Here is a 15,615-nt window from a genome sequence, read left to right as displayed (position 1 = left end):
AGCACAGATGCGGCGAGCCTCCTTGGACCTACATAGCCGCGACCATGCCAGCCACCCGCTCCATAGCTCCTGTATGTGCCAGGTAGGAGTCGATAGCAGCGGCCGCTTTCCGGCCTTCAGCAATCGCCCAGACTACCAGCGACTGCCCGCGCCGCATATCTCCTGCGGCAAAAACACCGTCCGCCGAGGTCATGTAGCTGTCATCGGTAGCCACAATCCCGCGCTGATCCAGCACCAAAGAGAGTTGCTCGATCGGCCCAGCATGCACCGGGCCCGCGAAGCCGATCGCGATTAACACCAAATCGGCATCCAGCGTGAACTCTCCGCCTTCTATTGCGGTGAAATCGGGTCCGGGCCCCAGCCGCACACCATGAAGCTTCCGAACGTTTCCTTCGGAGTCTCCCGAGAAACCCGTCGTGCGCACACTCCACTCGCGGATGCCCCCTTCCTCATGCGCGCCTTCAATGCGCAGCTGCAACGGCCACAACGGCCATGGAGTGCTCTCCGCACGGGTCTCCGGTGGCATCGCATGAATCTGAAACTGGCGGACGCTCTTCGCACCCTGACGGTGGCTGGTACCCAGACAATCAGCGCCCGTATCTCCGCCTCCGATAATGATGACGTGCTTACCATTGGCAAGAATATCGAGGTCCGGATCCAGTTGATCGCCCAGACGGCGGCGGTTTGCCTGAATAAGGTAGTCCATTGCAAAATGGATCCCGCGAAGATCGCTGCCCGGCAGTCGCAAGGCTCTGGGCTGTTCCGCCCCACATGCCAGCAGCACGGCATCCGCATTCCTTCGCAGCTCTTCAACCGAAATGGCGTCCACGCCCTCTCCGCCGACGTGAACTCCGGTCACGAATAGCACTCCTTCCGTGCGCAACTGATCCAAACGGCGCTCGAAGAGGTCCTTCTCCATCTTGAAATGGGGAATGCCATAGATGAGCAAACCTCCTATACGATCAGCCTTCTCGTAAACCGTTACCGAATGACCGGCGCGGCGCAGCTGCTGGGCCGCCGCAAGGCCCGCCGGACCAGAACCGACAATGGCGACTCGCTTGCCCGTCTCAAATGCGGGAGGCTCCGGGGTGATCCAACCTTCGTCAAAGGCGCGATCGCTGATGGCCTTCTCTATCTGCTTGATGGTCACCGGAGGCTGGTTAATTCCCAGCACACAGGCCGATTCACACGGCGCCGGGCAGACACGCCCCGTAACCTCGGGGAAGTTATTGGTCGCGTGAAGTTGGCGAATCGCCTCCTCCCAACGGTCCTCGGAGACGAGCTCATTCCAGTCTGGAATCAGGTTGTTGAGTGGACAACCGGTGTGACAGAAGGGCACGCCGCAATCCATACAACGCTCACCCTGCTGCTGCAACTTCTCATCTGGCAGGTCGCGGTAGATCTCGAACCAGTCATTGATCCGCTCGGCGATGGGACGGCGCTCTGGCAACTCGCGCGGAAATTCCATGAATCCAGTGGGATTAGCCATGCTGCACCTGCTCTGTTCCGGCTGCGGATGCGACCAGCACTCCGGCATGTTGCGGCTCGAGGGTTGAGGACTGTTTTTCGCGGGCAGCGCTCAACACCCGCCTTAGTTCATGAGGGAAGACCTTGACAAACTTAGGCAGGGTGGAACTCCAATTATCCAGAATCCACGCAGCTCGCGGGCTCCCGGTGAGTCCCAGGTGCCGCTCGATCCAATTTCTGAGCGTCCCGATATCATCCGCTTCGGTGATTGCTTCCAAATCGACTGAGGCCTGATTGCACTGCGTACGGGCGAACTCGCCCGACTCATCCAGCACATAGGCCACCCCGCCGCTCATCCCAGCGGCAAAGTTTCGTCCGCAGGCGCCGAGCACCACCACCAGCCCGTTGGTCATGTACTCACAGCCGTGATCGCCAACACCCTCCACCACCGCCGATGCCCCGGAGTTACGGACTGCAAAACGCTCGCCAGCAACCCCGTTCAAGAAGACTTCGCCGCTGGTAGCCCCGTAGAGCACCACGTTCCCGGCCAGAATGCTCTCTTCCGGCAGGAAGCCCGAATTCTTTGGCGGATAGATGACCACCCGGCCGCCGGACAGCCCCTTGCCAACATAATCGTTGGCCTCGCCTTCGAGCGTCAGCGTGACACCCCGTGGCAGGAAGGCTGCGAAACTCTGTCCCGCCGAGCCACGGAACCAGAAGCGAACCGTCTCGTCTGGCAGACCCTCTGACCCATACCTGCGCGCGATCTCGCCGCCTAACATTGCCCCTACTGAACGATGAACATTCCGAATTGTCAGCTTGGCCTCAACCGGCGCTCCGTTCTCAAGCGCGTCCTTGGCCATCTCAATCAGCTGCAGATCGAGTACCGAATCGAGACCATGGTCTTGCTTGTGTACGCAGTGGCGCTTCACCCGCTCGGGTAGAGGTGGGTTGTACAGGATTTGCGAGAGATCGAGACCGCTGGCCTTCCAGTGGGCAATCGCGGGCCGGGTCTCTAACCGGTCCACACGGCCAACCATCTCGTCCATAGTGCGAAAGCCGATCTGCGCCATCAGTTCCCTGACCTGCTCGGCGATATAGAAGAAGAAATTAATGACATGTTCCGGCTGCCCCGCGAAGTGTTGCCGCAGCACCGGGTCCTGAGTCGCAATGCCGACAGGACAGGTGTTCAAGTGGCATTTGCGCATCATGATGCAACCCATCGCGATCAGCGGAGCTGTTGCGAAGCCGAATTCCTCGGCCCCGAGCAACGTCGCGATCACCACGTCCCGGCCGGTCTGAAGCTTGCCGTCGGTCTGGACCCGAATCCGGCTGCGAAGGTCATTCAACAGCAGCACCTGCTGCGTCTCAGCCAGCCCTAGCTCCCACGGAATACCGGCATGCTTGAGCGAGCTGAGCGGCGCCGCGCCCGTCCCGCCGGTATCGCCGCTGACCAGCACGACGTCAGCATGGGCCTTCGAAACGCCCGCGGCTACGGTCCCCACACCCACCTCGGCAACCAGCTTGACCGCGATGCGTGCAGACGGGTTCACGTTTTTCAAGTCGAAGATCAACTGCGAGAGATCTTCGATCGAATAAATATCGTGATGCGGCGGAGGCGAGATCAACGTCACTCCCGGCGTCGAATGCCGCAGCCGGGCGATCACCTCATCGACCTTGTGCCCGGGCAGCTGACCACCCTCTCCCGGCTTTGCACCCTGCGCCATCTTGATCTGCAACTCATCGGCATGCACCAGATAGTTCGTGGTGACACCAAACCGTCCGGAGGCGATCTGTTTGACCGCGCTGCGCCGCAAATCGCCGTTGGCGTCCGGAGTGAAGCGCTCTTCGTCTTCTCCGCCCTCGCCAGTGTTCGATTTTCCGCCGATGCGGTTCATGGCAATGGCCAGCGTCTCATGCGCTTCCTTGCTGATCGAGCCAAACGACATCGCGCCGGTCATGAAGCGCTTGACGATCTCCGTAGCCGGCTCGATCTCCTCCAGTGGAAGCGGCGTCTTCGCCAGCTTGATCTTCATCAGTCCGCGCAGCGTGCAGAGCGTCTTGTTCTGCTCGTCGATGAGGTCGGTGTACTCCTTAAAGGTCTGAGGATTGGAGGCCCGGACGGCATGCTGCAGCTTGCTGATAGTCAGCGGATTTAACGAGTGATATTCGCCATCGACGCGGAATTGATACGCCCCGCCAACGGAAAGCTCGGTCTCCGATTTCGAAACCGGTTGAAACGCGTACTCGTGGCGCATCCGCGCTTCCTGCGCCAGCACACCCAGTCCCACGCCTTCTATCCGCGACACCGTCCCGGCGAAATAGCTATCGATCAACTCCCGGCTCAAGCCGATCGCTTCGAAGATCTGAGCGCCGCGATAACTCTGAAGCGTCGACACGCCCATCTTTGAAAAAGTCTTCAGCAGCCCTTTATTAATGCCCTTAATAAAGTTGGCGACCGCCTTAGCCGGAGTGGTCCCTGGAAGGCGTCCCTGGTTCGCCAGGCTCTCGATCGATTCAATGGCCAGATAAGGATTCACTGCACTCGCGCCGTACCCGATCAGCAGAGCAAAATGCATGACCTCGCGAGGCTCTCCCGACTCGATAATCAGTGCCACTTGAGTCCGGGTACCTTCACGAACCAGCAGGTTGTGGACCGCTGCCAAAGCCAACAAGCTCGGGATGGGCGCGGACTGCTTATCGACGCCGCGATCGCTGATGATCAAAAGCGTATAGCCGTTGCGGACCATCAGGGAGGCGCGCTGGCAGAGCTCTTCGAGACCCCGCTTAAGCCCCGCTTCCCCATCCTGGGAACGGAACAAGCCGACCAGCGTTGTCGCCAGCAGATCGCCAGTCGAGACCCGGCGCAGTTGTTCCAGCTCACGGTTCGTCAGTACCGGCTGCGGCATTTTGAGCGTATGGCAGTTCCGCGGGGTCTCTTCGAGAATGTTCCGTTCGGTGCCGATATAGCTGATCAGCGACATCACCATCTCTTCGCGGATCGGGTCGATGGGCGGATTCGTTACTTGCGCAAACAATTGCTTGAAGTAGTTGAAGAGCAGCTGCGGCCGGTCGGAAAGGCAGGCAAGCGGAGTATCCGTCCCCATGGAGCCGACCGGCTCTTCGCCCTTCGCCGCCATCGGCGCCAGGATCATCTTCAGGTCTTCTTCGGTATAGCCAAAGGCGCGCTGCCGCGATTGCAGGGTCCCCGGTTCGAGCGCATGGACGCGGCCCGGCTCGGCCATCTGCTCGAGCGTAATCTGATTTTCCCTGATCCACTCTGCGTAGGGCTGACGCGAGGTCAGCTTTTCCTTGAGCTCCTCGTCCGGAATGATCCGGCCGGCCACAGTGTCAACCAGGAACATCTTGCCCGGTTGCAATCTTCCCTTCTGGCGAACCTTCTCTGCAGGAATATCGACCACCCCCGCTTCCGAAGCCAGCACTACGATATCGTCGTTCGTCACTACATAGCGGCCGGGCCTCAGGCCATTCCGATCGAGCATGGCGCCGACCAGCCGGCCATCAGTAAAGGCCATCGCCGCCGGGCCATCCCACGGCTCCATCAGTGAGGCGTGGTATTCATAGAACGCCTGCCGGTCGGCGTCCATATGCGGATTGCCCGACCACGCCTCAGGAATCAACATGGCCATCACATGGGGCAAGGAACGCCCGGATTGAAAAAGCAGTTCAACCGCGCTATCAAAGGCGGCCGAATCGCTCCCCCCTTCCGTGACAATCGGGAAGAGCTTCTGCATATCCTCGCCGAAGAGCGGCGACGCCAGCAGGGACTCGCGCGCCTTCATCCAGTTCACGTTGCCGCGCAGCGTGTTGATCTCCCCGTTGTGCGCTATGTAGCGATACGGGTGTGCCAAAGGCCAACTTGGAAAGGTGTTGGTGGAGAATCGCTGGTGGACCACGCACAACGCGCTCTTTACCCGCGGATCCGCTAGTTCGCCGTAGAAATTCGCAATCTGCGGCGCCAGCAACAATCCCTTGTAGACGATGGTTCGCGAAGAAAACGAAGGAATGTAAAAGAAGTGCCGATCTTCTATTTCAGAGCTGGCGATCTCGTGCTCGATACGCTTGCGAGTGACATACAACTTGCGCTCGAAATGACCCTCATCCCAATCTTCCGGACGCCCTAGAAAAACCTGTTGAATATACGGCTGCGTCGACCTCGCCTCACGTCCAATGGCATCGCCATCACACGGAATATCACGCCAACCCAGCACGGTCAGCCCCTCTTCGCGGATAATCCGCTCAACAATCCCCTCACACTGCAACCGCTGGTGCTTGCCGACCGGCAAGAAAACCATGCCGACCGCGTAGGCTCCGGGTTCGGGCAGCGTAAACCCGCAGCTTTGACATTCGGCGGCAAAGAATTCATGCGGGATCTGAATCAGGATCCCGGCGCCATCTCCGGTCTCCGGATCGCATCCCGATGCGCCGCGGTGGGTCAGGCGAATGAGCACCTCAATACCCATCTCGATCATCTGGTGGCTCTTCTCGCCGCGCATGTTCGCGACAAAGCCCATGCCACAGTTGTCGTGCTCATTGCGCGGATCGTACAATCCCTGCGCCGGAGGGAGACCTGGAGATTGAGATGAATTCTGCATCGTGTCCTTCTGCCGTGCTTTGCGAGAGTGCAGCTGAGCATCTTCGCAATACCTGTGACTCCCGGAAAAGACCTTGCTGGCCTTTCTTCAGGGAAATGGCCAGGCGACCGTCGCCTGTGGTCTACACCGGTAGCGAATTGCTGGAGAGACTGATCTACTCCCCTGAGGCTGCTGCCGCGCTCTCGAAGAAGCCGAAATCGACTAAACCAGGGCCCCAGTTGGGTGTTGAATATGAAAACTTGGTGAGTCTCTAAATATAACAAGAATGCGGGACGAAGTGGAGCCACATGTCCATTCTTTTCCGGAGCCGGAAACATAGAATCGCGCACCCTGCGGGTGCCGTCAGTGCCCTTCCTTGAACTCACGACGGAGGCAGGCTCCGCAATGCTTTGGGCCAGGCTAATTCTCTTCAGAAATACGTCAAAGGACTGGAGTAAACTGGACACCTGCTCGCTCAGTCAGCGGTCTTCGCTTCGAGACAGTTTTGCGCTCAAGACTCGCGGTAATTCAGCAGCACCAGGCCCACCAATATTAGGGATGCCGGCCAAACAAAGGACGCGAGCCTCGACTCCTTCTGACCCGGCAATCGCAGCTCCAGCCAGCGACTCCAGCCCGCCGTGGCTCCCAGCAAGGCAATCGGCGTGTGGCTCATCTCGGCGAGCAACTCCTCTTTCACGTTGCCGATCGAGTGGTTATGGGTAAGCAGCAACGCGCCAGCAACCGCACAAAGCACCGGAAACACCATGGTGGCACTTTTGGAATGGAGCCTTTCCGTCTGTACTCCCCACTCAAATGCGGCGAACGCCAAGATCAACAATGCGTACAAGCGGTGTTGCAATACGTCTGGCGCGTAAAAGCTCGCCCAGAATGAGCGTGGACCCAGAGGCCAGCAGTCAGGATCGGCGCGGAGCACGATAAATACCGCCAACCCGGCAAACACCAGCGGCCAGTTTCGCGCCCATCTTGTCCTGGGAAGCCGGCTTAGCAACGCGAAGATTCCTGCCGCCAGGACGATCAAGCCAGCCCAGTGATGGTTGTACTCCGACCACGCCTCGTCGTTGCTATCGCTCGGAGCTGAAGCTCCATTGAATTGCATCTCCTTCACCGCAATTTGGATTGGCGTCGATGGCGCCAGTTCGGCGAATGAGGGGCTGGTCAATCGCGGCCATTCCGGCCGAAACCTCGCTCCAATCTCTGCAAGCGTCGCCCGGTCGGCGGGTAAGTCGACGGCCGGCGGCTGTGAAGTCATCGAAGCCGCTGCCAGGATGGCGGTGAACGCCAACCCGATCTCTGCTTCACCGAAACGCCGAAGCCGCCGCAGGAGACTCTCCGGCGCAGTTTCAATCCTTCGGACAAGGAAGAAGTTCCCCGCGCCCAGCGTCACAATCAGCACCAACAAGTAGATCTTGGCCAGCAGCATCACGCCGTAGGCCGTTCCATACAGGCCACTCAGCGACTTGTCGGCCGAAACACCCAAATAGACCCAGCCCATACCGATACCGCCCAGCAGCAGCATCCCCGCTCCCGCAATCGCCATCGGAGAGAACTTCACCAGCAGACGCTTGGCTTCGCCCACGTCTTCAGACCGTCGCATGCCAATCAACAGAAACGGAATCGCCCCAATCCATATGGCAGCGCCCACGTGATGAGCAGCAGTCAATGCTACTAAGGCGACTCGATGATCCATGCGCGAAACCGCGTGACTGCCCGCAACCGCGGCCAGCAAAATCAGAATCGCCAAGGGCCCTAATAGCAAAGTGGCGATACGGCCTCTAAATGCCGCACAGGTTACAACAGCGAGAGTGGCCAAGGCCGCAATTGTGCCAGCGATGAAGTACGGTGCCGCCACAACGTCAGCAAAGTGGAGCGCAGAACCGCCCATCAGGATGGCAGTGTCAATTCCAACCGAGGCAATTTCTGCCAGGAATAGCCCAGTTGCAGCCCAGCGGATTCCGCGCCAGCAGCCCCGTCGCACCGGCTCGCTCGCATTTGCGCGCAAACCCGCGATCAACAGAAAAGCGATCCCGCCCAACGTCAGCACTTCGAAAGAAAGCGCCACACCCCGGATCAGCACTGACAGCAGATCAAAGTCGCGCAAAAGCCAAATCAATGAGGTCCCTCAGTCTGGAAGCATACTGGACAAATGAACGAAAGGTCATTCGCAATGGGGGCCTTGCCCGGCGACTCCCTGCGGCGCGGTTTTTCTTCGGTCCGAAGACGACGCTGAAGCTGTTTTGGAGAGTAGTGAGCGATAGGAAAACAGATGCTATTGCACAGCAAAAGAAATTTGCCCGCGTGTAATGTGGCCATCCGTGGCCAGTACCTGCCAGCGAATCGCATACTTGCCCGGGGTCAGCTGCGTAGCATGCGTTGTCAAAGTGTCCGGCGCAGTCTGCTTCTCCAGAACAAGCGGCTTCGCTTCGCCACCGGGCATACTCAAAAGCAGCGTCGACCTCGCGCTATCGACCCGGGAATTAAATTGGATCGTCACCGGCACATCGGGGCCATGGACAGTTGAATTTGCTGCCGGCAAAGAGCGCATCAACACCGCATGTGCTGAAGCGACACGAGGGATGGTGATGAGGGTGACCGCTATCGCAGTCATAACGCAGGCCCGGAGCACATCCTGAAACAAGGAACTTCTATGCGGTAGCTTCATAGAGAATTAGACAGTGCTCGAAGCATAAAGGACTTAAGAAAACTGCACCGACGCCGCCCGTACCGATCGACCGCTGATCTCCGCGGCACGCTCTTCGGCATAGGCAGCCGCTCCCATCAACGCAGCCCGGCTCTCCAGAATGATCCGCACCGGCATCTTCTCGAGCAGATGCCGCATGCGTCCCTTATCGGTAAAAGCCTTCATGAAGACCCCGCTCTGCATAGTCTTGAGGATCTTCGGCGCGATCCCGCCGCCCAGATAGATGCCTCCGTTGGCAAGGATCTTCAGGGCGAGATTGCCGGCCTCTGCTCCGTATGCTGAAGTAAAGATCTCGAGGGTCTGCGTACACAATTCGTTTCCGCCCTGTTCTCCGACCTCCCCGATTACTGCATTCGGATCCTCAGTCGCCATCCGCTCCTTCAACCATGCCGGCTCTTCCAAACCTCGTTCGTCGCGCAGGAAGGCGTAGACATTTTTCAACCCGATGCCGGAGACCACGCGTTCGTAGCTCACTCTGCCGCCGAGACGCTTCCAGAGATAGCGGAGCAATTCAATCTCGACCTCGTTGCGCGGGGCGAAATCCGTGTGGCCGCCTTCTGAAGCCAGTGGCAAGTGGTGGCCGCCAGTCCAGACCAGGACAGCCTCGCCTAATCCGGTTCCTGCAGAAACCAGACCGCGATGGCCCCTAGCCGTGGGATCGCCTCCGCTCAACACGGAAATCTGCTCGGAACTCAGCTCCGGGATTCCATAGCCGTTCGCTTCAAGGTCGTTGATCAGAAAGATATGCTCGATCTTCAGCGATCGTGCGAGTTCCCTGCTATCGAGATCCCAGGGAAGGTTGGTGAGCCGCAGGCGCCCATCCTGCACCGGACCAGGCACGCCGAAACAAGCAGCGGTCACCTCATCGCCGGAATCTTTTCCCTCGGCAAGAAACTTCGAAACGATGTCCGCCAGTCCTGAATATTCATGCGCGGGATACTTCTCATCGCGAATATGCGAAAGACTGCCTTGCGCGAAACCATAAAGAGCCAGGTGGACCTTCGTACCGCCCACATCACCGGCGAGAATCATCTTTGGATCTCCAGGTGTCCCTCACCGCTCTCGTCCGTCTTCGGCAATAGCGCCGCCGCAGCACGGTCCAGCAGCAGCAGCAACGAGCCGTTCTTCGGCTGCACCAATTGCGATGGCCACGTCTCGGGATCATACTTGGACGACAGTACTTGACTCAATACCTCTGCCTTATCCTCTCCCCCAATCAGAAAAACGACCTGGCGCCCTTGGTTGATCACCGGTGCTGTGAGCGTGACCCGCCAAGTTTCTTTTTGGGGAACATGGTTGGCGATGGCGACTCGCCCAAGCTCGTGCAGACCCTCAGTGTGAGGGAAGAGCGAAGCAGTGTGCCCATCGGGGCCCATCCCAAGAGCTACCAGGTCAAACGTCGGCAGCTCGGCGCCTTCCAGCCGAAAGCGGTTCCGTATCGCCGACTCATACCGGGCCGCCGCGTCTTCCGGATCCAGCTCCCCTTCAATCCGGAACACTCGCTCCTGCGGCAAAGGCACCTTGCTGAGTAATGCCTCGCGGGTCATTCGATAGTTGCTGTCCTTGTCATCCGGAGGAACACAGCGCTCGTCGACCCAAAATAGATCGATCTTGTCCCAGGGCATTTGCTTGACAAAGCCCTGCTCGGGATCGGCCAGCAACTCGAACGACCTCTTCGGCGTACTGCCACCCGAGATTGCCAGGCGGGCGACCCCTCGCGCCGACACTGCGGCCTGCGCAACTTCGAGCACTTTCTCGGCCATCGCACGAGCGAGCTCGTCGGGTGTAGGTAAAACACGGTATGTAACCGCTATAGTTACAGACATTCGATCAAATCTCCGGCCGTGAGGATGAATTGAAATGAAAAGCCCAGCTGGTGCGCCCTCGCCTACCGATGCAAAGGCGCATTTCAACCGCTACAGCCGCTGCCACTCACGTCCGTCGCGCCGCATCAGCTCGTCGGACGCGGCTGGACCCCAGGTTCCGCTGGCATAGTTGGGGAAATCCTTGGCCGGCGACTTGGCCCAAGCCTCGAGCACTGGCGTGTAGAGCGCCCAGGTCGCCTCGACCCCGTCACGATGTGCAAACAGGGTTGCATCGCCCAGCATCGCATCGAGCAGCAAACGCTCATACCCGTTCGCCGACGATGTCCCAAAAGCCGCGGCGTAGTTGAAGTCCATCACTACCGGACAGACCGACATACCGGTGCTCGGCACCTTGGCGCCAAAGCGCAGAGAGATGCCCTCATCCGGTTGAATGCGCATGGTAATCAGATTCGGCTGAATTTCATCGCACGGCGCGCCTTCTGTCTGGTTGAAGAGCCGCATTGGGGGCTGCTTGAAGACCACCGTTACCTCGGTCGTCCGTTTTGCCAGCCGCTTCCCGGCGCGGATATAAAAAGGCACACCCGCCCAGCGCCAGTTCTCGATCTCAAGTTTCACGGCGGCGAAGGTCTCGGTGACCGAATTCGGATCGACCCTTTCTTCCTCCCGGTACCCTTTCACGGATTCCCGGCCGATCATTCCCGGCCCATATTGCCCGCGTACTGTATCTTCCACCGGGATCGGCTTGATCGCCCGCCATACTTTGACCTTTTCTCCACGGACCGCATCGGCCTCGAACGACACTGGCGGTTCCATCGCGACGAAAGACAGCAGCTCCATGACGTGATTCTGAACGACGTCGCGCAATGCGCCCGCCTTCTCATAGAAGGGACCGCGGCCCTCGATACCGATACTCTCAGCTGCCGTAATCTCAACGTGGTCGATGTAATTCCGGTTCCATATGGGCTCGAAGATGCCATTCGCAAAGCGGAAGACTAAGACGTTCTGCACCGTCTCCTTTCCCAGATAATGGTCGATACGGAAGATCTGCTGTTCATCGAAGACGGTGTTGATGTTGTCGTTCAACGCCCGAGCCGACGCGAGGTCGTGACCGAACGGTTTTTCGATGATCGCCCGGACCTTCCCCTCCTTCGGCTTGGCCATACCTTTCTCGCCCAGATGGTCAATGATGTCGGCGAAATACTCCGGAGCAGTCGCGAGATAAAAAAGCCGGTTTCCCTTGGTTCCGTGCTCCTCATCGATCTTGTGCAGCAACTCGTTCAACTGGTCGTACCCGACCGCATCATCGAAGTTCATCGCATGGTATTTCACCTTCGCAATGAATTCATCGAGATGCTCCTCGCCTTCCTGAACTCCGCCGTATTTGAGGATCCCGTCCTTCATATCGGCCGCGAATGAGTCCTCAAGGGGACGCCGCGCCACTCCGACGATGGCAAAATTATCCGGCAGCAGTCCGGCTTGTTCCAGGTGAAAAAAGCGCCGGTAGCAGCTTCCGCTTCGTCAAGTCCCCAGAAGCGCCAAAGATAATGACGATACTTGGATCGGGAACACGCACGTCAGAGTGAGTGTCCTTGTGAACATGCTCAGGGGCGATCTTGATTTCTGTCGTTGCCATAGGTGTGACTCTCCCTCTTTGTTTTTCCCGCGGCTGTTGTCTTCGTCTCTGATGTCGGTGACCACCACTTGGGTGCAACCCGGCGCGTCACGGCCAGGAAATCCTGCTCTCGGCTAATCCCTAAGCATCCACATGAATCCCTAACCGGTCCATCTCCATCGCGGTTTGTTTGGCCGTTTTATGGACGATTCCGTGCATCCCCAAGTCCGTCGCGGTAGCAATATTGCCCTCGCGGTCGTCGATAAAAAGGACCTCATCGGGATCGCGTTGCAATAGGTCGAGCGCCAGCTTGTAGATCTCGGGGTGAGGCTTCCGCAAACCGACATAGCAGGAGCTCACGAAGCAATCGAAATACTCGTAGAATCCAAACTTCTCGATGCGAAAGTCATTGAGCTCTCGAGATTCGTTATTCATGATGCCCACAGCCAGGTCATCCGAAGCCGCGACTTGCCGCAGAAGTCCAATGGCCGTATTTGGATGCAACTCCGACTGCTTCTTCATCTCCGCCAGGAAATCCTGAGGCGTAAACTGTCGCGGTTCGCAAAATACGGTCTTCTGCAGATATTCCTCGACGGTGATCTGGTCCCTCTCCCAGGCATCATTCACCTCGGCGTGAATACGCTCGAAAGGTTCACGCGGCAACCCGAAATGTTCCAGCACCGCGTAACGCTGCACATGGTCCCACCCATTAGTCAGTAGCACGCCGCCGACGTCCCACAATATCGTGCTCACCTGGCTCATACTTAATCTCCGCTGACCGTATGTTGAAAAATCCAAACTGTGAAGATCACAGCGGTGCGATTTCAACCCCGTCTTTACGGCTGGACCGCCTCAGGCATGTTGCGCGCCTCGATCGCCTTCACCTTGTTGAGTCGCCGAACGAACCGCTCCTCCTGCGATTGAAACTTTGCCTGAAGGTAAATAGAAACGATATCGAATGCCAATGCGGAACCGACGATCCTTGCCCCAAGCACCAGGACGTTCATATCGTCGTGCTCCACTCCCTGATGGGCCGAGTAGGTGTCATGGCACATGCCCGCGCGAATTCCCGGCATCTTGTTGGCCGCGACACAAACTCCCACGCCGCTTCCGCAGATCAAGATCGCCCGCTCTGCGCGGCCAGCATGCAATGCCTTGCCGACTGCTTCGGCAAAGTCCGGATAGTCGGATGGCTCAGTGTTGTAAGCGCCCAGGTCGATCACGTCGTGACCCAGACGCTCCACATAAGCACGGACTTCCTCCTTCAGGAGGAAGCCCGCGTGATCAGATGCAACAACCAGTCTCATGGCGGCTATTTCCCCGCCACGGTTACTTCGCTCTTCTGGGCCACTTCGATCAGCTTCTTGGCCCGGGCGACGATATTATCGACCCCAAAGCCGAGCTTCTCGAGCGCAAGCGTTCCCGGGGCCGAGGCGCCGAAGCGATCGAGCCCGATCACATCCCCGTGCCGGCCTACATACTTCCACCAGCCGAGCGTACTTCCTGCCTCGACTGCAAGCTTGGGCAGATGATCGGGGAAGATCGACGCCTTATAGTCTTCCGACTGCTCCTCGAAGATCTTCCAGCTGGGCATCGAAACCACCCGGATCTGGAGTCCATCCTTCTTGAGCACGTCGACCGCTTTCAGCACCTGCCAGACCTCTGCGCCAGTGCTCACGATCAAGAGGTCGGGAGAGTCGCCACCAGGCTCAATGATGTAGGCGCCATGGCTCACGCCGTCATAGATGTCATGTTTGGCCGGATCAAGAATCGGAAGATCCTGCCGCGAGAGTGCGAAGAAAGATGGGCTTTTCCGTTCTAACGCGAGTCGCCAGGCGGCCGACGTCTCATTGGCGTCCGCAGGGCGCAAATCGGTCAGGTGGGGAACAGCGCGCAACGCCATCAGGTGCTCAATTGGCTGGTGGGTTGGACCATCCTCGCCTAGCCCGATCGAATCGTGGGTATAGACGAAAATGGAGTGCGATTTCATGATTGCCGCTAGCCGCAATGCTGGCTTGCAGTAGTCGCTGAAGGTAAAGAAGGTGGACCCATACGGGATAACTCCGCCGTGGGCGGCCATTCCGTTCACGGCAGCGCACATGGCGAACTCGCGCACCCCAAACCAGATGTTCCGGCCAGCCGGATCGATATGGAAATTGGTCGTGTCCTTGAGAATGGTTTTGGTGGAGGCAGTCAGATCGGCGGCGCCGCCAATCAGCTCCGGCACCTCTTTGGCAAAGCCGTTCATCACCAGATTACCCGCGGTGCGGGTCGCGACCGGCTTGCTGTCAGCAGGAAAACTCGGCAGGCTCTTCTCCCAGCCTTCCTTCAGCTTCCCGGCTTGCACCCGCTCGAACTCCGCCGCTAGCTCTGGATGTTCCTTCTTATAGGCGGCGAAAAGATCGTTCCATGCAGCTTCATCCTTCGCTCCGCGATCAAGAATGGTGTGCCAGTTCTTGTAAGCCTCCTCCGGCACATAGAAAATCTTGTCTTCGGGCCAACCCAGATTCTTCTTGGTCTCTTTTACCGCTTCGGCGCCCAGCGGCTCCCCATGCGCCTTGTTGGTTCCCGCCTTCGGGCTGCCATAGCCGATGATCGTGCGCACAGCGATGATCGAGGGCTTGTCTTTTACCGCCTTCGCATTATCGATTGCCTTCGAGATCGCATCCAGATCGTTGCCGTCAGCCACCTTCTGGACGTGCCAGTGATATGCCTCGAAACGCTTCTCCACATCCTCAGTAAAGGAGAGGTCGGTAGGACCGTCGAGCGAAATCAAGTTGTCGTCGTAGAGGAAGATCAGCTTGCCCAGGCCAAGCGTGCCAGCCAGCGAGGCCGCTTCATGCGAGACCCCTTCCATCATGTCGCCGTCGCCGCAGATGCCGTAGGTGTAGTGGTCGACCAGGTCGTAACCGGGTTTGTTATAGATGGCCGCCAGATGCTTCTCGGCGATCGCCATCCCGACTGCCATCGCAAAGCCCTGACCGAGGGGTCCGGTAGTGACCTCGACGCCATCGGTGTCGCCAAGCTCTGGGTGACCTGGAGTCCTCGAGCCATATTGCCGGAACTGCTCGAGATCCTCGATCGTGACATCGTAGCCACTCAGGTGCAGGACGCTATAGAGCATCGCCGATGCATGCCCGTTCGACAGAACGAAGCGGTCCCGGTTGGTCCACTTGGAATGCTTGGGGTTGTGACGCATGTACTTGTGAAACAGCAAATAGGTGATCGGCGCATCTCCTAACGGCGCGCCCGGGTGTCCGCTGTTCGCCTTTTGTACCGCGTCCACTGCGAGAAACCGCAGCGCGTTGATCGACAACTGGTCAATTTCGCTCATAAAACCCTCTTCGTTCTTAGTAAAAAAATGCGTGATAGACGAAACCGAAACTTCAACATCGG

Annotated in this window: 11 protein-coding genes; all 11 read right to left on the bottom strand. The window is 58.5% G+C overall.

All coding sequences use genetic code 11. From position 1 onward, the window contains the following. Positions 1-28: 28 nt before the first annotated feature. A complete protein-coding gene (locus tag ACPOL_RS24295) occupies positions 29-1,489 on the bottom strand; it encodes a glutamate synthase subunit beta (protein WP_114209345.1) in 1,461 nt (486 codons plus the stop codon). Then, a complete protein-coding gene (gltB, locus tag ACPOL_RS24290) occupies positions 1,482-6,083 on the bottom strand; it encodes a glutamate synthase large subunit (RefSeq protein WP_114209344.1) in 4,602 nt (1,533 codons plus the stop codon). The genes ACPOL_RS24295 and gltB overlap by 8 nt, the downstream gene beginning before the upstream one ends. Positions 6,084-6,573: 490 nt before the next feature. Continuing rightward, positions 6,574-8,193 carry a copper resistance D family protein gene (locus ACPOL_RS24285; protein ID WP_114209343.1) on the bottom strand — a complete coding sequence of 540 codons (1,620 nt, stop codon included), beginning with the start codon at positions 8,191-8,193 and terminating at the stop codon, positions 6,574-6,576. A gap of 156 nt (positions 8,194-8,349) precedes the next feature. Further along, a complete protein-coding gene (locus tag ACPOL_RS24280; protein ID WP_114209342.1) occupies positions 8,350-8,742 on the bottom strand; it encodes a copper resistance CopC family protein in 393 nt (130 codons plus the stop codon). Between the two features lie 33 nt (positions 8,743-8,775). Continuing rightward, a complete protein-coding gene (gene glk, locus ACPOL_RS24275; RefSeq protein ID WP_114209341.1) occupies positions 8,776-9,813 on the bottom strand; it encodes a glucokinase in 1,038 nt (345 codons plus the stop codon). Beyond that, positions 9,810-10,607 carry a 6-phosphogluconolactonase gene (gene pgl, locus ACPOL_RS24270; protein ID WP_114209340.1) on the bottom strand — a complete coding sequence of 266 codons (798 nt, stop codon included), beginning with the start codon at positions 10,605-10,607 and terminating at the stop codon, positions 9,810-9,812. Before pgl ends, glk begins: the two co-directional genes overlap by 4 nt. Before the next feature lie 90 nt (positions 10,608-10,697). After that, a complete protein-coding gene (zwf, locus tag ACPOL_RS24265) occupies positions 10,698-12,047 on the bottom strand; it encodes a glucose-6-phosphate dehydrogenase (RefSeq protein WP_338026715.1) in 1,350 nt (449 codons plus the stop codon). Between the two features lie 16 nt (positions 12,048-12,063). Next, the gene (locus ACPOL_RS35795) at positions 12,064-12,240 is read right to left on the bottom strand and encodes a hypothetical protein (RefSeq protein ID WP_338026714.1); all 177 of its coding nucleotides are present in this window, start codon (positions 12,238-12,240) and stop codon (positions 12,064-12,066) included. A gap of 120 nt (positions 12,241-12,360) precedes the next feature. After that, positions 12,361-12,981, bottom strand: coding sequence for an HAD family hydrolase (locus ACPOL_RS24260; RefSeq protein WP_114209339.1), 621 nt, complete (start codon positions 12,979-12,981; stop codon positions 12,361-12,363). Between the two features lie 74 nt (positions 12,982-13,055). Further along, positions 13,056-13,526, bottom strand: a complete 471-nt coding sequence (gene rpiB / locus ACPOL_RS24255; RefSeq protein ID WP_114209338.1) for a ribose 5-phosphate isomerase B — start codon at positions 13,524-13,526, stop codon at positions 13,056-13,058. Between the two features lie 5 nt (positions 13,527-13,531). Continuing rightward, positions 13,532-15,553: a transketolase gene (tkt, locus tag ACPOL_RS24250; RefSeq protein WP_114209337.1), complete on the bottom strand. Its 2,022-nt coding sequence runs from the start codon at positions 15,551-15,553 to the stop codon at positions 13,532-13,534. Positions 15,554-15,615 lie beyond the last annotated feature (62 nt).

This window comes from Acidisarcina polymorpha (assembly GCF_003330725.1).
Classification (GTDB): Bacteria; Acidobacteriota; Terriglobia; order Terriglobales; family Acidobacteriaceae; genus Acidisarcina; species Acidisarcina polymorpha.
This window is presented reverse-complemented; position numbering and strand designations above follow the sequence as displayed.

Excerpts from the sequence above, each read along its gene's own strand:
- ACPOL_RS24280 (WP_114209342.1), bottom strand. The coding sequence starts at position 8,742 with ATGAAGCTACCGCATAGAAGTTCCTTGTTTCAGGATGTGCTCCGGGCC.
- ACPOL_RS35795 (WP_338026714.1), bottom strand. The coding sequence starts at position 12,240 with ATGGCAACGACAGAAATCAAGATCGCCCCTGAGCATGTTCACAAGGAC.
- ACPOL_RS24260 (WP_114209339.1), bottom strand. The coding sequence starts at position 12,981 with ATGAGCCAGGTGAGCACGATATTGTGGGACGTCGGCGGCGTGCTACTG.
- gltB (WP_114209344.1), bottom strand. The coding sequence starts at position 6,083 with ATGCAGAATTCATCTCAATCTCCAGGTCTCCCTCCGGCGCAGGGATTG.
- pgl (WP_114209340.1), bottom strand. The coding sequence starts at position 10,607 with ATGTCTGTAACTATAGCGGTTACATACCGTGTTTTACCTACACCCGAC.
- tkt (WP_114209337.1), bottom strand. The coding sequence starts at position 15,553 with ATGAGCGAAATTGACCAGTTGTCGATCAACGCGCTGCGGTTTCTCGCA.
- ACPOL_RS24295 (WP_114209345.1), bottom strand. The coding sequence starts at position 1,489 with ATGGCTAATCCCACTGGATTCATGGAATTTCCGCGCGAGTTGCCAGAG.
- glk (WP_114209341.1), bottom strand. The coding sequence starts at position 9,813 with ATGATTCTCGCCGGTGATGTGGGCGGTACGAAGGTCCACCTGGCTCTT.
- rpiB (WP_114209338.1), bottom strand. The coding sequence starts at position 13,526 with ATGAGACTGGTTGTTGCATCTGATCACGCGGGCTTCCTCCTGAAGGAG.